Annotated in this window: 19 protein-coding genes; 4 read left to right on the top strand and 15 right to left on the bottom strand. The window is 70.8% G+C overall.

Annotated elements, in window-relative coordinates; all coding sequences use genetic code 11:
• Nucleotides 1-9 precede the first annotated feature (9 nt).
• The 8 genes from ACIOJD_RS08840 to hrcA all read right to left on the bottom strand — a co-directional run bounded on the left by ACIOJD_RS08840 (nucleotide 10) and on the right by hrcA (nucleotide 8,082).
• Nucleotides 10-1,029 carry a PhoH family protein gene (locus ACIOJD_RS08840; RefSeq protein WP_401910003.1) on the bottom strand — a complete coding sequence of 340 codons (1,020 nt, stop codon included), beginning with the start codon at nucleotides 1,027-1,029 and terminating at the stop codon, nucleotides 10-12.
• Between the two features lie 212 nt (nucleotides 1,030-1,241).
• Nucleotides 1,242-2,354 (bottom strand): carbohydrate kinase family protein, encoded by a 1,113-nt coding sequence (locus tag ACIOJD_RS08835; RefSeq protein ID WP_401910002.1) that lies wholly within the window; start codon nucleotides 2,352-2,354, stop codon nucleotides 1,242-1,244.
• 146 nt (nucleotides 2,355-2,500) lie between these two features.
• Nucleotides 2,501-3,409, bottom strand: coding sequence for a ribonuclease Z (locus ACIOJD_RS08830; protein ID WP_401910000.1), 909 nt, complete (start codon nucleotides 3,407-3,409; stop codon nucleotides 2,501-2,503).
• Nucleotides 3,410-3,414: 5 nt separating this feature from the next.
• Complete coding sequence (locus ACIOJD_RS08825) at nucleotides 3,415-3,774, bottom strand: histidine triad nucleotide-binding protein (protein WP_401909998.1); 360 nt, start codon at nucleotides 3,772-3,774, stop codon at nucleotides 3,415-3,417.
• Nucleotides 3,775-3,908: 134 nt separating this feature from the next.
• Complete coding sequence (locus tag ACIOJD_RS08820) at nucleotides 3,909-4,655, bottom strand: 16S rRNA (uracil(1498)-N(3))-methyltransferase (protein WP_401909995.1); 747 nt, start codon at nucleotides 4,653-4,655, stop codon at nucleotides 3,909-3,911.
• Nucleotides 4,652-5,731 carry a nitronate monooxygenase gene (locus tag ACIOJD_RS08815; RefSeq protein ID WP_401909992.1) on the bottom strand — a complete coding sequence of 360 codons (1,080 nt, stop codon included), beginning with the start codon at nucleotides 5,729-5,731 and terminating at the stop codon, nucleotides 4,652-4,654. The genes ACIOJD_RS08820 and ACIOJD_RS08815 overlap by 4 nt, the downstream gene beginning before the upstream one ends.
• A gap of 194 nt (nucleotides 5,732-5,925) precedes the next feature.
• Nucleotides 5,926-7,065, bottom strand: a complete 1,140-nt coding sequence (gene dnaJ, locus ACIOJD_RS08810; protein ID WP_401880911.1) for a molecular chaperone DnaJ — start codon at nucleotides 7,063-7,065, stop codon at nucleotides 5,926-5,928.
• Entirely contained in the window at nucleotides 7,066-8,082 is a 1,017-nt protein-coding gene (hrcA, locus tag ACIOJD_RS08805; protein WP_401911647.1) for a heat-inducible transcriptional repressor HrcA, read from the bottom strand. It lies immediately after the preceding gene.
• A 223-nt stretch (nucleotides 8,083-8,305) separates the two neighbouring features.
• On the opposite strand from hrcA, the gene ACIOJD_RS08800 reads away from it, so the two are divergent.
• Together ACIOJD_RS08800 and ACIOJD_RS08795 are read left to right on the top strand one after the other, a co-directional pair.
• Entirely contained in the window at nucleotides 8,306-9,049 is a 744-nt protein-coding gene (locus ACIOJD_RS08800) for an MBL fold metallo-hydrolase (protein ID WP_401909989.1), read from the top strand.
• Nucleotides 9,050-9,114: 65 nt separating this feature from the next.
• Nucleotides 9,115-9,939, top strand: a complete 825-nt coding sequence (locus ACIOJD_RS08795) for a DUF3097 domain-containing protein (RefSeq protein ID WP_401909986.1) — start codon at nucleotides 9,115-9,117, stop codon at nucleotides 9,937-9,939.
• Nucleotides 9,940-10,156: 217 nt separating this feature from the next.
• On the opposite strand, the gene hemW is transcribed toward ACIOJD_RS08795, so the two are convergent.
• Both hemW and ACIOJD_RS08785 read right to left on the bottom strand, forming a co-directional pair.
• Nucleotides 10,157-11,389, bottom strand: coding sequence for a radical SAM family heme chaperone HemW (hemW, locus tag ACIOJD_RS08790; RefSeq protein WP_401909984.1), 1,233 nt, complete (start codon nucleotides 11,387-11,389; stop codon nucleotides 10,157-10,159).
• A 100-nt stretch (nucleotides 11,390-11,489) separates the two neighbouring features.
• Entirely contained in the window at nucleotides 11,490-13,568 is a 2,079-nt protein-coding gene (locus tag ACIOJD_RS08785; protein ID WP_401909981.1) for a SpoIIE family protein phosphatase, read from the bottom strand.
• A gap of 269 nt (nucleotides 13,569-13,837) precedes the next feature.
• Here ACIOJD_RS08785 and ACIOJD_RS08780 point away from each other — a divergent pair, with 269 nt between their 5' ends.
• Nucleotides 13,838-14,422: a two-component system response regulator gene (locus ACIOJD_RS08780; protein ID WP_401909979.1), complete on the top strand. Its 585-nt coding sequence runs from the start codon at nucleotides 13,838-13,840 to the stop codon at nucleotides 14,420-14,422.
• A gap of 136 nt (nucleotides 14,423-14,558) precedes the next feature.
• On the opposite strand, the gene ACIOJD_RS08775 is transcribed toward ACIOJD_RS08780, so the two are convergent.
• Together ACIOJD_RS08775 and lepA are read right to left on the bottom strand one after the other, a co-directional pair.
• Nucleotides 14,559-16,487: an AMP-dependent synthetase/ligase gene (locus ACIOJD_RS08775; RefSeq protein WP_401909976.1), complete on the bottom strand. Its 1,929-nt coding sequence runs from the start codon at nucleotides 16,485-16,487 to the stop codon at nucleotides 14,559-14,561.
• Nucleotides 16,488-16,754: 267 nt separating this feature from the next.
• Nucleotides 16,755-18,623, bottom strand: a complete 1,869-nt coding sequence (lepA, locus tag ACIOJD_RS08770) for a translation elongation factor 4 (RefSeq protein WP_401909973.1) — start codon at nucleotides 18,621-18,623, stop codon at nucleotides 16,755-16,757.
• A 213-nt stretch (nucleotides 18,624-18,836) separates the two neighbouring features.
• On the opposite strand from lepA, the gene rpsT reads away from it, so the two are divergent.
• Nucleotides 18,837-19,103 (top strand): 30S ribosomal protein S20, encoded by a 267-nt coding sequence (gene rpsT / locus ACIOJD_RS08765; protein ID WP_401909971.1) that lies wholly within the window; start codon nucleotides 18,837-18,839, stop codon nucleotides 19,101-19,103.
• A 214-nt stretch (nucleotides 19,104-19,317) separates the two neighbouring features.
• Here rpsT and holA read toward each other — a convergent pair whose 3' ends face one another.
• The 3 genes from holA to ACIOJD_RS08750 form a co-directional block, all read right to left on the bottom strand.
• The gene (gene holA / locus ACIOJD_RS08760; RefSeq protein WP_401909968.1) at nucleotides 19,318-20,304 is read right to left on the bottom strand and encodes a DNA polymerase III subunit delta; all 987 of its coding nucleotides are present in this window, start codon (nucleotides 20,302-20,304) and stop codon (nucleotides 19,318-19,320) included.
• Nucleotides 20,305-20,460: 156 nt separating this feature from the next.
• Nucleotides 20,461-20,706: a hypothetical protein gene (locus ACIOJD_RS08755; RefSeq protein WP_401880894.1), complete on the bottom strand. Its 246-nt coding sequence runs from the start codon at nucleotides 20,704-20,706 to the stop codon at nucleotides 20,461-20,463.
• A 20-nt stretch (nucleotides 20,707-20,726) separates the two neighbouring features.
• Complete coding sequence (locus ACIOJD_RS08750; protein WP_401909966.1) at nucleotides 20,727-21,611, bottom strand: YceI family protein; 885 nt, start codon at nucleotides 21,609-21,611, stop codon at nucleotides 20,727-20,729.
• Nucleotides 21,612-21,845 lie beyond the last annotated feature (234 nt).

The raw sequence follows: 21,845 nt of genomic DNA, 5'->3' as shown, positions 1-21,845 counted from the left end.
CGGTGACCGTCAGGTCCCGTTCCGGCTGTCGTACTGCTCGTACGCGTCGACGATACGGCCGACCAGCTTGTGCCGTACGACATCCTGGGACGTCAGCCGCGAGAAGTGCACGTCGTCCAGGCCTTCCAGAATGTCCTGGACCTGGCGCAGACCGCTCTTCGTGCCGCCCGGGAGGTCGACCTGGGTGATGTCGCCCGTGATCACGATCTTCGACTCGAAGCCGAGTCGCGTCAGGAACATCTTCATCTGCTCGGGACTGGTGTTCTGCGCCTCGTCCAGGATGATGAACGCGTCGTTGAGCGTCCGGCCGCGCATGTACGCCAGGGGCGCGACCTCGATCGTGCCCGCCGCCATCAGCCGCGGGATCGAGTCGGGGTCGAGCATGTCGTGCAACGCGTCGTAGAGCGGCCGCAGATACGGGTCGATCTTCTCGTAGAGCGTGCCCGGCAGGAAGCCGAGCCGCTCACCGGCCTCGACTGCGGGCCTGGTCAGGATGATCCGGTTGACCTGCTTGGACTGGAGCGCCTGGACCGCCTTGGCCATGGCGAGATACGTCTTGCCCGTGCCGGCGGGGCCGATGCCGAAGACGATCGTGTGCTTGTCGATCGCGTCGACATATCGCTTCTGGTTGAGGGTCTTGGGGCGGATCGTCCGGCCCCGGCTGGACAGAATGTTCTGGGTGAGTACATCGGCGGGCGTCTCGGGACCGTCCGCACCGCCGTTCTCGCTCGCCCTGAGCATGGCGATGGAGCGTTCCACTGCGTCCTCCGTCATCGGCTGACCGGTGCGGAGCACCAGCATCATCTCGTCGAACAGGCGCTGGACCAGCGCGACGTCCGCCGCGCTGCCGGTCGCACTGATCTCGTTTCCCCGGACATGGATGTCTGCGGCCGGGAACGCCTTTTCGATCACGCGGAGCAGGGAGTCCCCCGAACCCAGGACCGTGACCATGGGGTGCTTGGCGGGAACGGTGAACCGGGCACGTGCCTGCCCCGGTGCGGGGGTCTTGGCTGTAGGTGTCTGAGTCATGGGCCGGCGCTGTGGCCTGCGCATACCTCCCGTTGCAGGGTTCTCGCTGCTCGACAACCTCTGGGCTACCAGCCTACGGCTCCCCACTGACAAGGCCCTAGGGCTTTTCCCTGCGCCGTCGCACAGATTTACGGACGACGATCACGGGAGGCGTACCCGGCGTCACCGGACGCGTACCCCGTATCAGGCGCCCCAGGAGTGTGGCCCGCGCCTCACCCCGAGCGACCGAAACCGATCGTCGGTACGGCCCTGCGCAGCGGCCACGGCCGCGTCGGCGCGGGCAGCAGCTCCCCCAGGAAGGCGTAACGGCGCAGCGCCGCCGGGTCCTGGTCGGAGCAGGCGCGTACGTAACTCCACCAGGCCGCGACCTCCGCCCAGCCCGGCGCGGAGAGCGATCCGCCGAACTCCTGCACCGAGAGCGCGGCCGTCAGGCCGGCGAAGGCCAGCCGGTCGGCGAGCGGCCAGCCCGCGAGCGTACCGGTGACGAAACCGGCCACGAAGACATCGCCCGCGCCCGTCGGATCGAGGGCCTCCACCGCGATCGCCGGGACCGCTGCGGTCTCGCCGGTGGCACCGTCCACGGCGTACGCGCCCTCCGCGCCCAGCGTGACGACGGCGACCGGCACCCGCTCGGCGAGCAGCCGCGCCGCGGCCCGCGGGCAGTCGGTGCGGGTGTAGCGCATCGCCTCCTCGGCGTTGGGCAGGAAGGCCTCGCAGTGCTCCAGATCGGCCAGTCCCGACAGGTCCCAGCGGCCCGTGTCGTCCCAGCCGACATCGGCGAAGATCCGTGCCCCGTGCCGGGCGGCATGGGCGATCCACTCGTCACGGCGGCCGGGCGTGAGCGCGGCGACGGCGGCACGCGCGCGTGGCGGGCACTCCGGCAGGGCTCCTTCGGGCGGCGGGGCCTCGTGGCCGTGCGAGACCATGGTCCGTTCGCCTTCGTACGCCATGGAGACGGTGACGGGCGAGTGCCAGCCGGCGACCGTACGGGACCGGGACAGGTCGATGCCCTCGCCGTGCTCCAGCGCGTCCCAGCAGTACTCGCCGTAGTGGTCGTCGCCGAAGGCGGCGGAGAGCGAGGTGCGCAGTCCGAGGCGGGCCAGCGCGGTGGCCATGTTGGCGATGCCGCCTGGGCTCGACCCCATCCCCCGGGCCCAGGACTCGGTGCCGCGTACGGGCGCGCTGGCGAGGCCGGTGAAGATGATGTCGAGGAAGACCGTGCCCGTGAGATAGACATCGCACTCCGGGTCGTCCGGTGCGCGCAGGGCGCTCAACGGATCGACATGGGCGGTGTGGTCGTACGTGTCTCCGTTGGATGTGATCACGGCGGGCTCCCCGATCGTGTGCAGATCCGGACAGTCTGCACGATCGGACGCGGCGCGGCGGACGCGCGCGAGGTCCGCCCGCCGCCGTCCCGCCGTCGCCGCCGCGCCGCCCCAGGTGGCCCGGGGGCCGGTCGCGGGGAGCGGCCTCAGGGGGACCGTTTGGGCAGCGGCACTCGTACGAGGTCGGCGGCGACCGTCAGTTCGCCCTCGAAGCCGGCCGCGCGGGCCTGCCGCTCGAACTCGTCCGGATCGCCGTACCGCTGCGAGAAGTGCGTCAGCACCAGATGCCGTACGCCCGCCTCCCGTGCCACGCGCGCCGCCTGGCCCGCGGTGAGGTGACCGTGGTCGGTGGCCAGCCGCTCGTCCTCGTCCAGGAAGGTCGACTCGATGACGAGCATGTCGCAGCCCTCGGCCAGCGCGTGCACGCCGTCGCAGAGCCGGGTGTCCATGACGAACGCGAACCGCTGGCCCCGGCGCGTCTCGCTGACCTCGTCCAGCGTGACGCCGTTCAGCACGCCCTCGCGCTGGAGCCGGCCGACGTCCGGGCCCGCGATGCCGTGCGCGGCCAGCCGCGCGGGCAGCATCCGGTGTCCGTCGGGCTCGGTGAGGCGGTAGCCGTAGGACTCGACGGGGTGCGAGAGCTTGTGCGCGTCCAGGGTGTACGCGGCCGTGCGCGCGAGGATGCCGTCGCCGGTCACCGGCGCCTCGGTCAGCGCGACGGACTCGCGGTAGGCCGTCGCGTACCGCAGCCGCTCGAAGAAGCGCTGTCCGCTCGCCGGGTAGTGCGCGGTGACCGGGTGCGGCACCTGGTCGAGGTTGATGCGCTGGATGACCCCGGCCAGCCCCAGCGAGTGATCGCCGTGGAAGTGCGTGACACAGATCCGGTTGATGTCGTGCGCGGCGACCCCGGCGCGCAGCATCTGGCGCTGGGTGCCCTCGCCGGGATCGAAGAGCAGGCCCTCGCCGTCCCAGCGCAGCAGATAGCCGTTGTGGTTGCGATGGCGGGTGGGCACCTGGCTGGCGGTGCCGAGCACCACCAGCTCGCGTACGGACAAGGCTCTTATCCGGGAGGCCAGTTGAGGCCGCGTCCGCCCAGTACGTGGGCGTGCGCGTGGAAGACGGTCTGGCCGGCGCCCGCGCCGGTGTTGAACACGATGCGGTAGCCGGTGGCGTCGGCCTTCTCCTGGGCGGCGACCTCGGCGGCCTCACGCAGCACGTCGGCGGCGATCTGCGGCTCGGCGGCGGCGAGGGACCCGGCGTCCGCGTAGTGCACGCGCGGGATGACCAGGATGTGGGTCGGGGCCTGCGGATTGATGTCCTGGAAGGCGACGGTGGTGTCGGTCTCGCGTACGAGGGTGGCCGGCACGTCCCCCGAGACGATCTTGCAGAACAGGCAGTCGGCCTGTGGTTCTCCCGCCATGGTCCTGGCCTCCTCGACGCTGCTGGTGATCAGTTCGGTACGGACGCATGGTATCCGGACCGGTGGTCGCTGTCCGTCGAGGGCGTCACCTGCCCGCCGAGGGCATCACCGCGGCGCTCCCCGGGGCCGGGCGGTCAGGACCAGCGGCCCGTGCGGCCGAGCAGCAGGGCCGTCGCCGCCGTCCCGGCGGTGGAGGTGCGCAGTACGCTGCGGCCGAGCCGGTACGGCTTGGCGCACGCAGCCTCGAAAACCGCCAACTCCTCCGGGGACACGCCCCCTTCGGGGCCCACGACCAGCACGATCCGGCCCTTTGCGGGCAGCGCCGCGGTGGCCAGCGGTTCGCTGCCCTCCTCGTGCAGTACGGCCGCGAAGTCCGCGTCCGCGAGCAGCGCGGCGACCTGCTTGGCCGAGAGCGCGTCCATGACCTCGGGGAAGCGGAGCCGTCGCGACTGCTTGCCCGCCTCCCGGGCCGTGGCCCGCCATTTGGCCAGGGACTTGGCGCCCCGGTCGCCCTTCCACTGGGTGACGCAACGCGCGGCCTGCCACGGCACGATCGCGTCGACACCGGTCTCGGTCATCGTCTCGACGGCCAACTCCCCCCGGTCGCCCTTGGGGAGGGCCTGGACGACGGTGATCCGGGGCGAGGGCTCCTCCTCGGTCCGCACCTCCGTGACCTCGACGACCAGCCGGTCCTTGCCCTCGACCGCCGCGACCGTTCCGTACGCGCCGGTGCCCGCGCCGTCCGTCAGCACGACCTCCTCGCCGACGCGCAACCTCCGTACGGAGACGGCGTGCCGCCCTTCGGGGCCGTCGAGCGTGACCGTGCCCACCGTCAGGGCACCCGGCCCACCGTCGCCCACGACGAAGACCGGAGCGGTCACGAGGTGCTGCCGAGGCCCGGCATGAACGACGCCCGGGTCGCGTCGAGTTCGCCCGAGAGGACCTCGACGAGCCGGCCGGCCGGCAGGTCGCGCGCCATCCGGTGGCCCTGTCCCGCCCAGAGCGCCATGCCCTGCGCGTCTCCCACCTTGGCCGCGGCCTTGCGCAGTCCGGAGGTGAGGTGGTGGACCTCGGGGTAGGCGGGCGGGGCGTACGGGCCGTGCTCGCGCATGAAGCGGTTGACGAGGCCGCGGGCGGGGCGGCCCGAGAAGGCCCGGGTCAGTTCGGTCCGTACGAACAGCGGGTTGGTCATGGCCTGCTTGTGCAGCGCGTTCGCCCCGGACTCGGGGCACACCAGGAACGCCGTACCGAGCTGTCCCGCGTCCGCGCCCGCCGCGAGCACCGCCGCGATCTGCCCGCCGCGCATCAGCCCGCCGGCGGCGATGACCGGGATCTGCACGGTCTCTCTGACCTGGGACACCAGCGAGAGCAGCCCGATGCCCGCACCGTCGGTGGCCGGGTCGTCGCGGTGCGTGCCCTGGTGGCCACCGGCCTCGATGCCCTGCACACACACCGCGTCGGCGCCGGACCACTGCGCGGTCTGGGCTTCCTCGGGGGTGGTCACCGTGACCACGGTGAAGGTGCCGGCGTGGGCGAACGCGTCGAGAACCGTCCGGGTCGGGCATCCGAAGGTGAAGGAGACCACCGGCACCGGGTCGTCGAGCAGTATGGCCAGCTTGGCCTCGTAGCCGTCGTCCCGGCCGGCCTCGGGGTCGCCGAGCGGTGTCTCGTACCAGGTCGCCTCACCGGCGAGCTGGTTCCGGTAGACCTCGACGGCCGCGTTGTCGGCGTAGTGGGCCTGCGGCATGAAGAGATTGACGCCGAACGGCCGGCCGGTGAGCCCGCGCAGCTGTTTGATCTCTTCGTACATGCCGTCCGCGGTCTTGTATCCGGCGGCGAGGAACCCGAGACCCCCGGCCTCGGAGACGGCAGCGGCCAGCAGAGGGCAGGATGCGCCGCCCGCCATGGGGGCCTGCACGATCGGATACCGGCAAAGATCGGTCAGTGCGGAGGACATGGAGGCATCGTGCCATGTCCTTGGTGAGAGGTCCGAATCGGTGCCACGTATGGCATGCGCCGGGGAACACGGCGTACGCGGGGCGACACGCACGGGCGTCGCAGTGGCCGAATCCGGCCCCTGGACGCCCGTCCCGTACGCGGCTGCCCCACTCGACGGGCCGCCCGCGAACGCGCCGCCCGGCCACGAGCGGCCTACCGCCCGTTGAACGCGTCCTTCAACCGCGAGAACAGACCCTGCTGCCCCGGCTGGAACTGCCCCGTGGGCCGCTCCTCACCGCGCAGCTTCGCCAGCTCCCGCAGCAGCCTCTCCTGCTCCGGATCCAGCTTCGACGGCGTCATCACCTCGACGTGCACGATCAGGTCGCCCCGGCCGCCGCCTCGCAGATGTGTGATGCCACGGCCGTGCAGCGGGATCGACTGACCCGACTGCGTACCGGGCCGTACGTCGATCTCCTCCACCCCGTCCAGCGTCTCCAGCGGGCACTTCGTGCCCAGTGAGGCCGCCGTCATCGGAATGGTCACCGTGCAGTGCAGGTCGTCGCCGCGCCGCTGGAAGGTGCTGTGCTGCACCTCGTGGATCTCGACGTACAGGTCACCGGCGGGACCGCCGCCGGGGCCGACCTCGCCCTCGCCGGCGAGCTGGATGCGGGTGCCGTTGTCGACGCCCGCCGGGATCTTGACCGTGAGCGTACGACGCGACCGGATGCGGCCGTCGCCCGCGCACTCGGGGCACGGCGTCGGTACGACCGTACCGAAGCCCTGGCACTGCGGGCACGGCCGCGAGGTCATGACCTGGCCCAGGAAGGACCGGGTGACCTGCGAGACCTCGCCACGGCCGCGGCACATGTCGCAGGTCTGCGCCGAGGTGCCGGGAGCGGCTCCCTCGCCCGAACAGGTCGTACAGACAACGGCCGTGTCGACCTGGATGTCCTTGGTCGTACCGAAGGCCGCCTCGTTGAGGTCGATCTCCAGCCGGATCATCGCGTCCTGGCCGCGCCGCGTCCGCGACCGCGGGCCGCGCTGCGAGGCCGTACCGAAGAACGCGTCCATGATGTCGGAGAAGTTGCCGAAGCCACCGGCGCCGAAGCCACCCGCGCCGCCTCCGCCCCCGGCTCCGGAGAGCGGGTCTCCGCCGAGGTCGTAGACCTGTTTCTTCTGCGGGTCCGACAACACCTCGTAGGCGGCGTTGATCTCCTTGAAGCGCTCTTGCGTCTTCGGATCGGGATTCACATCCGGATGCAGCTCGCGTGCGAGCCGCCGGAATGCCTTCTTGATCTCATCCTGGGATGCGTCGCGGCGCACGCCGAGAACGGCGTAGTAGTCCGTGGCCACTTACGACTCCGCCAGGATCTGTCCGACGTAACGTGCCACTGCGCGTACCGCTCCCATCGTTCCGGGGTAGTCCATGCGGGTCGGTCCGACCACGCCGAGTTTGGCGACTGCCTCGTCGCCCGAACCGTAGCCGACCGCGACGACGGACGTGGAGTTGAGTCCCTCATGGGCGTTCTCGTGCCCGATTCGTACGGTCATGCCCGGGTCCTTGGCCTCACCGAGGAGCTTGAGGAGCACCACATGCTCCTCAAGTGCCTCCAGCACCGGCCGGATGGTCAGAGGGAAATCGTGTCCGAAGCGGGTGATGTTGGCGGTACCGCCGATCATCAGCCGCTCCTCGGTCTCCTCGACCAGGGTTTCGAGCAGTGTCGCGAGCACCGCTGTCACGGTGCCCCGGTCCTCCAGCTCGAAGGAATCGGGAAGGTCCTGCACCAGCGGCGGGACGTCCGCGAAACGGCGTCCGACGATCCGGCTGTTGAGCCGGGCCCGGAGATCCGCGAGCGAGGTCTCGCCGAAGGGTGCGGGACAGTCGATCATCCGTTGCTCGACCCGTCCGGTGTCCGTGATCAACACGAGCATCAGCCGGGCGGGGGCGAGCGCCAGCAACTCCACATGCCGCACCGTCGAGCGGGTCAGCGAGGGGTACTGGACGACCGCGACCTGCCGGGTGAGCTGCGCGAGCAACCGGACCGTACGCCCCACGACATCGTCGAGGTCCACGGCACCGTCCAGGAAATTCTGGATGGCGCGGCGCTCCGGCGGCGACAGGGGCTTGACCCCGGCCAGCCGGTCGACGAAGAGCCGGTAGCCCTTGTCGGTCGGGATGCGCCCGGCGCTGGTGTGCGGCTGGGCGATGAAGCCCTCGTCCTCCAGCACCGCCATGTCGTTGCGGACGGTGGCCGGGGAGACACCGAGCTTGTGCCGCTCGGTGAGCGCCTTGGAGCCGACGGGCTCCTCGGTGCCGACGTAGTCCTGGACGATCGCGCGCAGCACCTCGAGTCTGCGTTCGCTGAGCACCGCGCACACCTCCAGCTGTCGTCGATCCCGGTCCGGCCCTCGCTCTGGCACTCGCTCTCCGTGAGTGCCAGCGCTTCCCCCGGCCAGTGTACGGCCGTCGGGTACGCCCCGGGCAAGGGCGGCCGACCACGCTTCACGATCACCGGTGATCAAGCGGGTCGGCTGCGATCAGCCTGCCCGTTTCGCACGCGATCACGCTGGTCGTTGCGGATAGCGTCCTCGTATGAACCTCCGTTGGGAAGAGTGCGGGTGGGAACGGTTGAGCCCGGGGGTGGGCCGGCGACGACTGCCCAGGTGGGACGCGACGGCCGGGCTGGTGACGGGGGATGGGGCGGCCCTCCTGTACGACACCGGCTCGACGGTCCGCGAGGGCGCCGCGATCCGGACGGCGGCCCAGTCGCTGCTCGGCGGCCGCCGAGTGACACATGTCGCACTGAGCCACCCGCACTTCGACCATGTGCTGGGCACGGCGGCGTTCTCCGGGGTCGAGGTGTACGCGGCGGTGGGCACGGCGGAACTGCTGGCTGCGGGCGGCGCCGGGCGGTCGGCGCTGTACGAGGACGCCGTACGGGAAGGTGTCGATGCCGCGCGGGCCGCCGAGGCGGTCGACCTGCTGGTCGTGCCGCGTCACGCGGTGTCCGGGGAGCTGACGGTGGATCTGGGCGGCCGTCAGGTGCTGTTGGCCGACGTCGGCCCGGGGCACACCGGTCACGACCTGGCGGCGCTGGTGCCGGGCGTCGGTCCCGGCTCCCCCGATGTGGTCTTCTGCGGCGATCTGGTGGAGGAGTCCGGCGAGCCCCAGGCGGGCCCCGACGCGGTGCCCGCGCGCTGGCCGGCGGCCCTGGACCGGCTGCTGGCGCTGGGCGGTGAGGACGCGCTGTACGTGCCGGGGCACGGGGCGGTGGTGGACGCGGCGTTCGTACGGGCGCAACGGGACGCGCTGGCGGCGGGTTTCGGCGGGGCTTAGACGCTGGGCACATGGGTGGGGCGGCCTCTTAGCCGTACCGGCCCGGTCCGCTTATCGTCTTCCGTATGCGCAGCTACAGCCCCGATCTGACGCCCCCGTGGAAGAAGTCCACGCCCGCGCCCGAGATCCCCGCCGAGCCGGATCTGGTGGTCGAGGAGGTGTCAACAGGCTTCTGCGGTGCGGTGATCCGCTGCGAGAAGACCGCCGAGGGTCCGACGGTCACCCTGGAGGACCGCTTCGGCAAGCACCGGGTCTTCCCGCTGATCGCGGGCGGCTTCCTGCTGGAGGGACGCGTGGTGACGCTGGTCCGCCCGACGGCGGGCGGCCCGGTCCGGCCCGCGCGTACGGCCTCCGGCTCGGTCGCCGTCCCCGGGACCCGCGCGCGGGTGGCGCGGGCGGGCCGCATCTACGTCGAGGGCCGGCACGACGCGGAACTGGTCGAGAAGGTCTGGGGCGACGATCTGCGCATCGAGGGCGTGGTCGTGGAGTACCTGGGCGGCATCGATGATCTCCCCGCCGTCGTCGCCGAGTTCGCCCCCGGGCCGGACGCCCGGCTGGGCGTCCTGGTCGACCATCTGGTGCCGGGCTCGAAGGAGTTCCGCATCGCGGCGCAGGTGACGGGCCCGGACGTCCTGGTGGTGGGCCACCCGTACATCGACGTGTGGGAGGCGGTGAAGCCGTCCTCGGTGGGTATCGAGGCGTGGCCGTCGGTCCCGAGGGGCGAGGACTGGAAGACGGGCGTGTGCCGCGCGCTGGGCTGGCCGGAGAACACGGGGGCGGCGTGGCAGGACATCCTGTCGCAGGTCCGCTCCTACAAGGACCTGCGGCCCGAACTGCTGGGCAGGGTGGAGGAGTTGATCGACTTCGTCACCGTCGGCGGCGCCAACTGACCGGGGGGAGGGTCTGGAATTCGGCCGTGTCCAGTTCGACCCCGAGCATGTCCAGGGGACGGGGTCACCGAACTTGGTGGTCCGCTCCACCTGGTAGCCGGCCTCCTCACCACTGCCGGTCGGCTCGGTGAGCCTCCGCTTCCGTTCCGTCGGCGGCAGCTTAGGAACAGCCCAGGCAGACGCACCCGCGATCAGCCGGGATTCACCCGCCGAGTGCTCAGTCCACCAGGTCCCTGACCACCGCGTCCGCCAGCAGCCGTCCCCGCAGTGTCAGCACCGCCCGGCCCGCCTCGAAGGGCTCCGGGGCCAGCAGGCCGTCCCCGACCGCTCGCCGGGCCGCCGTGAGGCCCGCCGGGGCCAGCAGGGACAGCTCGCAGCCGTCGGACAGGCGCAGCTCCAGCAGGACGCGTTCCACCCGGCGGTCCTCCGCCGAGAGGATCTCGCGGCCCGCGCCCGGTGAGCGGCCCTCCGCCAGGGCCGAGGCGTACGCACCGGGGTGTTTGACGTTCCACCAGCGGACCCCGCCGACGTGGCTGTGGGCGCCGGGGCCCGCGCCCCACCAGTCCGCGCCGCGCCAGTACAGCTCGTTGTGCAGGCAGCGGGCGGCCTCCGAGGTGGCCCAGTTGGACACCTCGTACCAGGCGAAGCCCGCCTCCCCGAGCACCGAGTCCGCGATCAGGTACCGGTCCGCGTGCTCGTCGTCGTCCGTCATCGGGACCTCGCCGCGCCGGATGCGCCGGGCCAGCTGGGTGCCCTCCTCCACGATCAGCGCGTACGCCGAGACGTGGTCGGGCCCCGCGCCCACCGCCGCCGCGAGCGTCTCGCGCCAGTCGGTGTCGGTCTCCCCCGGCGTGCCGTAGATCAGATCGAGGTTCACATGATCGAAGCCGGCCGCGCGGGCCTCCGCGACGCATGCCTCGGGCCGGCCGGGGGTGTGCGTACGGTCCAGCACCTTCAGCACATGCTGCTTCGCGCTCTGCATCCCGAAGGAGATCCGGTTGAAGCCGCCCGCCCGCAGGGTCGCCAGATAGGCCGGATCCACGGATTCCGGATTCGCCTCGGTGGTGATCTCGGCGTCGTCCGCCAGCCCGAACTCGTCGCGGATCGTCCCCAGCATCCGTACGAGATCGGCGGCGGCCAGCAGCGTCGGGGTGCCGCCGCCGACGAAGACCGTACGGACCTGCCTCGGGTCGTCGCCCAGCACCTTCCTGGCCAGCCGGATCTCGTCGGCCAGGGTCTGCGCGTAGTTGTCGCGGGAGGCCAGCACACCGCCCGAACCGCGCAGCTCGGTGGCCGTGTACGTGTTGAAGTCGCAGTAGCCGCAGCGGGTCGCGCAGTACGGAACGTGCAGGTAGAAGCCGAGAGACCGGTCCGCCGCACCCGTCAGGGCGTGCCGGGGCAGGGCCCCGGTCTCGGGCATGGGGTCACCGTCGGGCAGTGCGGAAGGCATGCCCCCAGTGTCCCGTACGCCGTGGGTGTCCTCGTACGCCGACGGTGGACGGCGTACGGGAGGGGCCCGTGCGGCGCGGTACGGGCCCCTGCCGCCGCGGCTACTCGGCCTGGAACACCAGCAGCGCGAGATCGTCCCCCGGCGGTGTCTCGGCGAACTCGTGCACAGCGCTCCGTATGCGCTCCGCGACGCCCTGCGCCGTCAGCCCCACGCACCCCGCCAGGGCCCGCGCGAGGCCGTCGCCGTCGTCGAGCATCCGCGGGCCGGAGCGGCGCTCCGTGACGCCGTCGGTGACGCAGAGCAGGGTGTCGCCGGGCTCCATGTCGAACGTGCTGCTCTCGTACGCGACCTGCTCGACCACCCCGAGCAGCAGCTGTGGCTCGGCCGCGGGCCGGACCGTACCGTCGGGCCGCAGGAGCAGCGGCAGCGGGTGACCGGCGCTGGCGAGGGTGCACCGTACGCCGCCGCCCTCGCCCGGCAGCGGCCTCAGCTCTCCGTACAGGAGCGACAGGAAACGGGCCTGGCTGCCCTCGGACGGTGCCGGAGCGCCCGAGGACAGGCCGGGGAGCGAGCCGGGGCCGGCGCCCGGACCGGTGGCCGCCGCGGCGACCATCAGGGACGCGGATTCCGCGGCCTCCGTGGCGTCGTCGAGGAGCAGCCGGTTGAGGCGGTCGAGGACGGCGCCGACGCGGTAGCCCTCACGGGCCAGCAGCCGCAGCCAGGGGCGGGCCAGGCCGGTGACGACGGCGGCCTCGGGGCCGCTGCCCTGGACGTCGCCGAGCATGAAGCACCAGCGGTCGCCGGGCGGGCACGGGAAGATGTCGTAGAAGTCGCCGCCCGCCAGCCCCTCGTCGCTCGGTTCGTACACCAGCGAGCTGGCGACGCCCGGAATCCGCGCGACCTGGCTGGGCAGAAGTCCGCGTTGCAGGACGCGGCTGATGGTGGCCTGCCGGGTGTAGCGGCGGGCGGCGCCGATCGCGAGGGCGATGCGTCGCGCGAAGTCCTCGACGAGGGCGGTGACCTCGTCGGCGACACCGCTCTGGCCCGGACGGCCGAGCAGCAGCGTGCCGAGCACGCGTCCGTTCGAGACCAGTCGGCAGGCGAGAGCGACGCCGCCGCCCGTACCGGCCTCGCGGGCTCCGGATCCGGAGCCCGAGCCGCCCGGCCACGGCACCCGTACCGGCACCCCGCGCGGCGGGTCCGGCAGCCTCGGCGGCTCCTTCTCCAGGACCGCGCGCAGCCGCTCCAGCCGCGACTCGTCCGCGTGCCAGACCCGGGCGAGCCGGGGCGCGGCGCCCGCGTGGGCGCCCTCGCCGTCCAGCCAGACCGCGCACCACTCCGCGAGCCTCGGCACCAGCAGCTGCCCGGCGAGCGCCGCGACCAGGTCCTCGTCGAGCTGTCCGGCGAGCAGCTCGGATGCCTCGGCGAGGAAGGAGAGGGCGCCCCGGCCGGCCCAGTCCGGATCGTCGCGCGCGCTGCGCCGGGACGCGTACGCGGGCGCGAGGATCTCGGCGGCGCGCAACCCGCGGCGCAGCACCGGTTCGGTCTCCCGGGCCGGCCCCGTGTCCCGCCCTTCGAGCGGCAGGCGCGCCCATACGGTCTTGAGCCCGGCGCGGTAGGTGATGCCCCAGCGCTCGGCGAGGGCGGTCACGACATGCAGCCCCCGGCCGTACTCGGGCAGCCCGGAGGACGGTTCCCGCCCCGGCCGCTGTCCGCCCTCCCGTCCCGGTTCCTGTTCCTGTTCCCGGGGATCGCTCTGTATGGCCCGTGACGGGTGGTGGTCGGAGACTTCGAGGACGAGGGCGGCCGGCTCGTCCTCCTCCCCCGAGGCACCCACCGAGGGGGCTTCCAGACGGCAGAGGAGTTCGACGGTGGTCCCCGCGTGCACCACCGCGTTGGTGACGAGTTCGTCGACGATCAGTACGGCGTCGTCCGCGAGCAGATCGGTGCTGTGCCTCCCTGGTGAACAGCTCTCGTCCGCCTGGCAGAAGGTGCAGGTCGTGAGCAGCCCGAGGCTGGTCCAGTCCGCCAGCGCCGCGCGGGTGAAGCGGCGTGCGGCGGACGGTGCGAGCGGGTTGCCCGGCAGGCTGGTACGTGATGTGGACCGCGCGTCCCCGCGTGACGGCACCGTGGGTGCCGGACGGTGAAGGGATTCGCGCGGGATCGGAATGGGCCCCACTGCGGCTCCTGATCCGGTTCTGGCGTTGTGCCGCTTACGATCCCGACAGACTGACAGACAGATCGCGCCCATATGCGCCGAGTCATGGAAGTTGGCAGATATTGACCAAGGTTTGGTGGTAGGGCCGCCGCCGTGGGTGGGGTGCGGACGTACGGAATACGCCGCCACGTACGACACGGTCCCAAACGCGGTGAAGGACGTGCGGATCCGCCCCGGACGGAGCATTCTTGCCTCGCTGGCCGAAAGTCGGGGCCGGACAAGGAGACGGGATGAGCGGGACAACAGCCACCACGGAGCGCGCGAGCATCCTTCTCGTCGACGACATGGAGGACAACCTCGCCGCGCTGGAAGCGGTACTGGCCTCACTGGACGAGCCGCTCGTACGGGCCCGTTCCGGCGAGGAGGCGGTGCGGGCGCTGCTGCGGCAGCCGTTCGCGGTGATCCTGCTGGATGTCCGGATGCCCGGTATGGACGGCTTCGAGACCGCGAACCGGATCAAGCGGCTGGACCGGACCAAGGACATCCCGATCATCTTCCTGAACGGGCCCGAATCCGACGGCGGTTACGCGTTCCGTGGGTACGCCTCGGGCGCGGCGGACTTCCTGACCAAGCCGTTCGACCCGTGGATGCTGCGTGCCAAGGTCAGCGTCTTCCTCGATCTGCACCGCAAGAACCGCCAGCTGGAGCGGATGCTGGCGCGGGAGGAGAAGCATCTGGGGGAGATCGCGGGCCGGTTGTCGGTGATCGAGGAGACGTTACGGCGCGACGTCACGAACGATCTCACCCTGGTGGGGCGCCAACTGGCCCGGATCGAGGACACCTTGGGCGAGCTACGGCGCGAGCGGGGCAGCTAAGGTCTGTCCGGCGGATCTTCGCGGGCCCGCGACACCGCGAGCGTACGTCTGTGACCTGCGACCGCACGCCCCGCGACCGTACTGCTGCGGCTCTGCGGCCCGCGCCCGATGCCCCGGCTCCCGCTCCGCGCGGCTTTCACTTCTCCCGCGAGCCCTCGTACATCTCCTCGATCAGGTCCTTGTACTCCCGCTCCACGACCGGCCTCTTGAGCTTGAGGCTGGGCGTCAACTCGCCGTGCTCGATGTCCAGATCGCGGGGCAGCAGCCGGAACTTCTTGATCGTCTGCCAGCGCTGAAGGCCCTCGTTGAGGCGCTTCACATAGCCCTCGATCAGCCGCTCGGTCCGCGCGGAGGCGACCACCTGCGCGTACGACTTGCCCTCCATGCCGTTCTCGGCGGCCCAGCCGAGGATGGCCGGCTCGTCGAGCGCGATCAGCGCCGTACAGAAGTTACGGTCCGCGCCGTGCACCAGGATGTTGGAGACGAACGGGCACACCGCCTTGAACTGTCCCTCGACCTCGGCCGGTGCGATGTACTTGCCGCCCGAGGTCTTGATCAGGTCCTTCTTGCGGTCGGTGATCCGCAGATAGCCGTCCGCCGACAGCTCCCCGATGTCCCCGGTGTGGAACCAGCCGTCGGATTCCAGGACCTCCGCCGTCTTCTCCGGCAGCCCGTGATACCCGGCCATGATCCCCGGGCTGCGCAGCAGGATCTCCCCGTCGTCGGCGATCCGTACCTCGGTGCCGGGCAGCGGCTTGCCGACCGTGCCGGTGCGGTATGCCTCGCCCGGGTTGACAAAGCTGGCCGCGCTGGTCTCGGTCAGGCCGTAGCCCTCCAGGATGTGGATTCCGGCGCCGGAGAAGAAGTAGCCGATGTCCGGCGCGAGCGCGGCGGACCCGGAGACCGCCGCGCGCAGCCGGCCGCCGAACGCCTCGCGCAGCTTGGAGTAGACGAGCGCGTCGGCGACCTTGTGCTTGGCGCCGAGGGCGAACGGCACGGACTTCGTGCCCGTACGGCGGAAGTTGTCCTGAGCCGTCCTGGCGTGTTCGCGGGCGACCTCGGCCGACCACTGGAAGATCTTGTACTTGGCGGGGCCGCCGGCCCGCGCCTTGGTGGCGACCCCGTTGTAGACCTTCTCGAAGATCCGCGGCACGGCCGCCATATAGGTCGGCCGGACCACCGGCAGATTCTCGATGATCTTGTCGACGCGCCCGTCCACGGCGGTGACATGCCCGACCGCGATCTGTCCGGAGGTCAGCACCTTGCCGAAGACATGGGCGAGGGGCAGCCAGAGGTACTGCACGTCGTCCGCGGTGACCAGGCCGGTCGTCGCGATGGCCGTGGCCATGTACGACCAGGCGTCGTGCGCCAGCCGTACGCCCTTGGGGCGGCCGGTGGTGCCCGAGGTGTAGATCAGGGTGGCCAGCTGCGTGGAGGTGATGGCCGCGAGCCGCTCCTTGACCGCCTGCGGATTCTTGGCCAGGTACTCCGTGCCGCGCGCCTCCAGATCGGCCAGGGAGAGCACCCAGCCCTCCGGGTCGCCCTCGGCGGGCAGGGCGTCGGCGGCGTCGATCACGACGACATGGGCGAGGTGCGGCAGCTCCGCCCGTCGCTCCCGCGCCTTGGCCAGCTGGGCGGCGTCCTCCGCGATCAGCACCCGGCTGTCCGAGTCGGCGAGGATGAACGCGGACTCCTCGGTGTTGGTCGAGGGATAGACCGTGGTGGTGGCGGCGCCCGCGCACATCACCCCGAGGTCGGCGAGGATCCATTCGACGCGGGTGGCGGAGGCGAGCGCGACACGCTCCTCGGGCCGTACGCCCAGCTCGATCAGGCCGGCGGCCATGGCGTACACCCGCTCGGCTGCCTGGCTCCAGCTCAGCGAGCGCCACTCGTCGGGACCGGCGGGACCGCTCTGGCCGTTGTGGCTGCCCTGGCCGCCCCCGCCGGGGGACCGGCGTACGGGGTAGCGATAGGCCTCCGCGTCCGGCGTCGCCGCCACCCGTTCGATGAAGAGAGTCGCCACGGAGGGCGGCCGGTTCTCGATCAAGTTCTGTGTGTCGCTCACGACATCCTCCGGGCCAGCGGCAGCGCTGCTTAACTGACTGACTGATTGTGCGACTGACGAGTAACTAACCGGCGAGTAACCATGGATCCGTGATCAGAGTAGAGGCCACCCGCCCGGCGCGTAAGAGGCAGTGTGGTGCCTCTTCATCACGAATCCGCCGCAAGAACCACCATGGGCCCCCACGCAACAGCGCGGGGGCCCACCGGACACCGGACGACCACGTCGGCCGGCTTCTTCGTACTACTTCCGCATCCTGCTTCCCCGTACCTACTTCTTCGCCTTGCCGCCGGAATCGTCGCTGGACAGCACCGCGATGAAGGCCTCCTGCGGGACCTCCACGCTGCCGACCATCTTCATCCGCTTCTTGCCTTCCTTCTGCTTCTCCAGCAGCTTCCGCTTCCGGGAGATGTCACCGCCGTAGCACTTGGCGAGGACGTCCTTACGGATGGCGCGGATCGTCTCCCGGGCGATCACCCGGGAGCCGATGGCGGCCTGGATGGGCACCTCGAAGGCCTGGCGCGGGATCAGCTCGCGCAGCTTGGCGACAAGCCGTACGCCGTACGCGTAGGCCTGGTCCCGGTGCGTGATGGCGGAGAAGGCGTCGACCTTGTCGCCGTGCAGCAGGATGTCGACCTTGACGAGATGGGCGGTCTGCTCGCCGGTGGGCTCGTAGTCGAGCGAGGCGTAGCCCCGGGTCTTGGACTTCAGCTGGTCGAAGAAGTCGAAGACGATCTCGGCGAGCGGCAGCGTGTAGCGGATCTCGACCCGGTCCTCGGAGAGGTAGTCCATGCCCAGCAGCGTGCCGCGGCGGCTCTGGCACAGCTCCATGATCGAGCCGATGAACTCGCTCGGGGCGAGGATCGTGGCCCGTACGACCGGCTCGTGCACCGAGTCGATCTTCCCCTCGGGGAACTCGCTCGGGTTGGTGACCGTGTGCTCCTTGCCGTCCTCCATCAGCACGCGGTAGACCACGTTGGGGGCGGTGGCGATCAGTTCGAGGCCGAACTCGCGCTCCAGGCGCTCCCGGATGACATCGAGGTGCAGCAGGCCGAGGAAGCCCACGCGGAAGCCGAAGCCGAGGGCCGCCGACGTCTCGGGCTCGTAGACCAGGGCCGCGTCGTTGAGCTGGAGCTTGTCGAGGGCGTCGCGCAGCTCGGGGTAGTCCGAGCCGTCCAGCGGATAGAGGCCGGAGAACACCATCGGCTTGGGGTCCTTGTAGCCGCCGAGCGCCTCGGTCGCCCCCTTGCTGAGGGTGGTGATCGTGTCACCGACCTTGGACTGACGGACGTCCTTCACGCCGGTGATGATGTAGCCGACCTCACCGACGCCGATGCCGTCGGACGGGGTCATCTCCGGGGAGGAGACACCGATCTCCAGCAGCTCGTGGGTGGCCCCGGTGGACATCATCCGGATCCGCTCACGCTTGTTGAGCTGGCCGTCGACGACACGGACGTACGTCACGACACCGCGGTAGGAGTCGTAGACGGAGTCGAAGATCATCGCGCGGGCGGGCGCGTCCTTGACACCGACCGGCGGCGGAACGTCCCTGACCACCCTGTCGAGCAGGGCGTCCACGCCGACACCGGTCTTCGCCGAGACCTTGAGCACATCCTCCGGCTGGCAGCCGATGAGGTTCGCCAGCTCCTCGGAGAACTTCTCGGGCTGGGCGGCCGGCAGGTCGATCTTGTTGAGCACCGGGACGATGGCGAGATCGTTCTCCATCGCCAGGTACAGGTTGGCGAGAGTCTGCGCCTCGATGCCCTGGGCGGCGTCCACCAGGAGGATGGTGCCTTCGCAGGCGGCGAGCGAACGGGACACCTCGTAGGTGAAGTCCACGTGGCCCGGCGTGTCGATCATGTTGAGGACATGGGTCGTGCCCTCGTCCTCACCCGTGTTGGGGGCCCAGGGCAGCCGGACCGCCTGGGACTTGATCGTGATGCCGCGCTCGCGCTCGATGTCCATGCGGTCGAGGTACTGAGCGCGCATCTGCCGCTGGTCGACCACTCCGGTCAGCTGGAGCATCCGGTCGGCGAGCGTCGACTTGCCGTGGTCGATGTGCGCGATGATGCAGAAGTTGCGGAGCAGCGCCGGGTCCGTACGGCTCGGCTCGGGCACGTGGATAGGGGTCGCGGGCACGCAGGGTCCTGATTCTTGAGACGCGCGGCGTCTCGTCTCGGGTCGACTCGGATCGATACGTAGGCTCCATCGTCCCACGGTTGGGGGACTGCGCCGGGTTTGGGAGGGCGGGAGGGGCGCTGGTAGCCTGAACAGCTGCGTCGCGTGCCGTTTAGGTACGGGGCGAGCTCAGACAGCGTTTATCGAGTCATCAAAGCTGAAAAGGCATTCAACGTGGCGAACATCAAGTCCCAGATCAAGCGGAACAAGACCAACGAGAAGGCACGCCTGCGCAACAAGGCTGTCAAGTCGTCGCTCAAGACCGCGATCCGCAGGGCCCGCGAGGCCGCTGCCGCGGGTGACGTCGAGAAGGCCACCGTGGCCGCTCGTGAGGCGTCCCGCAAGCTCGACAAGGCCGCCTCGAAGGGCGTCATCCACAAGAACGCCGCCGCCAACAAGAAGTCGGCGCTGGCTTCCAAGGTTGCCGCCCTGCAGGGCTGAGCACTCTCTTGATCTGATCGTGATCTGATCGCCGGAAGGGACTCAGCGGGCCCTCTCTACCGCTCCTGACCGGCACACCTCAGAACTCGCACGCGACTGCGTTCGCCACGCGGGTGCGAGTTCGTCCGGTTCACGTCGAAGGCCCCGGTCCCGTCCTCCCCAGGACGGAACCGGGGCCTTCGGCATGCCGGGCGGGGACGCGTGTGCCGGGTGCTCAGCGGCCCGAGCGGGCCGCTCGGGCGATCGTGACGACCGCCTTCTCCAGCGCGTACTCCGGATCGTCGCCGCCACCCTTGACGCCCGCGTCGGCCTCGGCGACGGCGCGCAGCGCCACCGCCACCGCGTCCGGGGTCCAGCCGCGCATCTGCTGGCGCACCCGGTCGATCTTCCACGGGGGCATTCCCAGCTCACGGGCGAGATCGGCGGGCCGGCCGCCACGGGCGGACGAGAGCTTGCCGATGGCCCGTACGCCCTGGGCCAGAGCGCTGGTGATCAGTACGGGAGCCACACCGGTCGACAGCGACCAGCGCAGCGCTTCGAGCGCGTCGGCCGCCCGGCCCTCCACGGCGCGGTCGGCGACGGTGAAGCTGGAGGCCTCGGCGCGGCCCGTGTAATACCGGCCGACGACGGCCTCGTCGATCGTCCCCTCGATATCCGCGGCGAGCTGGGAGACGGCGCTCGCCAGCTCACGCAGGTCACTGCCGATCGAGTCGACCAGGGCCTGGCAGGCCTCGGGCGTGGCCGAGCGGCCCACCGCGCGGAACTCCGAACGTACGAAGGTCAGCCGCTCCGCGGGCTTGGTCGTCTTGGGGCAGGCGACCTCGCGGGCCCCCGCCTTGCGGGCCGCGTCCAGCAGCCCCTTGCCCTTGGCCCCTCCCGCGTGCAGCAGGACGAGCGTGATCTCTTCGGCGGGCGCGTCGAGGTACGCCTTGACGTCCTTGATCGTGTCGGCGGACAGATCCTGCGCGTTCCGTACGACGACGACCTTGCGCTCGGCGAACAGCGACGGGCTGGTCAACTCGGCGAGGGTGCCGGGCTGAAGCTGGTCGGAGGCGAGGTCGCGTACGTCCGTGTCGGCGTCGGAGACGCGGGCGGCCGCCACCACCTGCTGCACGGCGCGGTCGAGCAGCAGGTCTTCCTGCCCCACGGCGAGGGTCAGCGGGGCGAGCGGATCGTCGGATGAAGTCTTTCTGGTGGCCATCGCGGTCCAGCATCCCACGCGCCACTGACAACCGGTGCTGCCGCTGCGGACCTTCCCGCCGGCCCGCCACGGCGTTCCCGCCCACCGCCCCGGCGGCTTTCCGCCGGCCCGCCACGGCGTTCCCGCCCACCGCCCCGGCGGCTTTCCGCCGGTCCGCTACGGCGCTTCCCGCCAGCCTTCCCAGTCCGCCACGAACGCGTCCAGTGCGGCGCCGTCCATCCGCCCCTGCGGGTCCTCGACGACCACCAGCCACTGAGCGTCCTCGGCGTCGTCCTCGCCGGCCAGGGCGTCCCGTACGAGCTGTGGTTCCTCGGTCACCGCGAAGCGCTCGCCCAGCGCCTGCGCCACCTCCTCGGCGGCGTCGCGGTCGGGCAGCACCAGCACGTGTCTCACATCGCTCACGGCCGCATTCTTCCAGGTGCTCAGGTCTTGGGAATGATCTGGATGTCCATCTCGATCTTGATGCTGGACCCGACGACCGCGATGCCACGCGCCACCATGGACTGCCAGTTGACGGTGTAGTCCTCTCGGTGCAGTTCGGTGGTGGCCCGGACGGCCGCGCGGGTCTCGCCCTCCATACCGTTGCCGATGCCGAGGTACTGGGAGTCGAGCGTCACCGTACGCGTGACGCCGTGGAGGGTGAGCGCTCCGGTGATCGACCAGTTGCTGCCACCGCGGTGCGTGAAGCGGTCGCTGTAGAACTCCAGCGTCGGGTACTTGTCCACGTCGAGGAAGTCCGGGGAGCGCAGATGGTCGTCGCGCATCTGCACGCTGGTGTCGATCGACGCGGCGCCGATGACGACATGCATCGCCGACTGTTCCATCGTCTCGCCGATCCGGATCGCCCCGGCGAAGTTGTCGAAGCGGCCGTGCACGCGGGCGAGTCCGATGTGACGGGCGATGAAACCGATCCGGGAGTGGGCCGGTTCTATCTCCCAGTCGCCGGGGGTGGGCAACGGGAGCGACGGGGCCACCTGGAGCGTGATGTCCCCGACGCCCGCGGTCTCGCCGCCGTCGGTGATGGATACGTTGCCCCGGTACGGGCTGAAACTCTCGGCGGATATGGCCAGCCGGTATCCGCCGAAGGGAACCATCGCCACCAGCATCCCGAACGGATCGGTCTCACCGCTCACGATCTTGCGGCCGTTGTTGTCGCTCACGGTGAACTCGGCCTGGCCCACCGGTTCGTTGACGGGGTCGAGGACTCGGCAGCTGAGCAGACCCGCGCCGTCCGGCACGGTCAGCCCGGCGAGCGGGTCCCGTCTGTCACGAGCAGACGGCCGTCGGCCGAGGAGACGACTGATCATGGTGTGGGTACCCCTGTGCGATCGGACTCGGCGTGGCCGCGCACCGCAAGGCGTCCCGGATGGAACGGCGGCCCCAAATGAAAGGGCATTCGATCACTCTTGCACTGTTCGAGGCAAACACACCGACAGGTAGCGAAGTCGCCCGTTACACACCGTTACCCGACTGGTCCGGGCCACAGGCTCCCGATCGAACGCAACCCAAAACGTTCACGACAGGTGGCCAGGATCTCTTCC

This window comes from Streptomyces sp. NPDC088116, from assembly GCF_044741745.1.
GTDB lineage: Bacteria > Actinomycetota > Actinomycetes > Streptomycetales > Streptomycetaceae > Streptomyces.
Note: the sequence above shows the minus strand (reverse complement) of the source record. Positions and strands in the feature narration are given on the sequence as shown.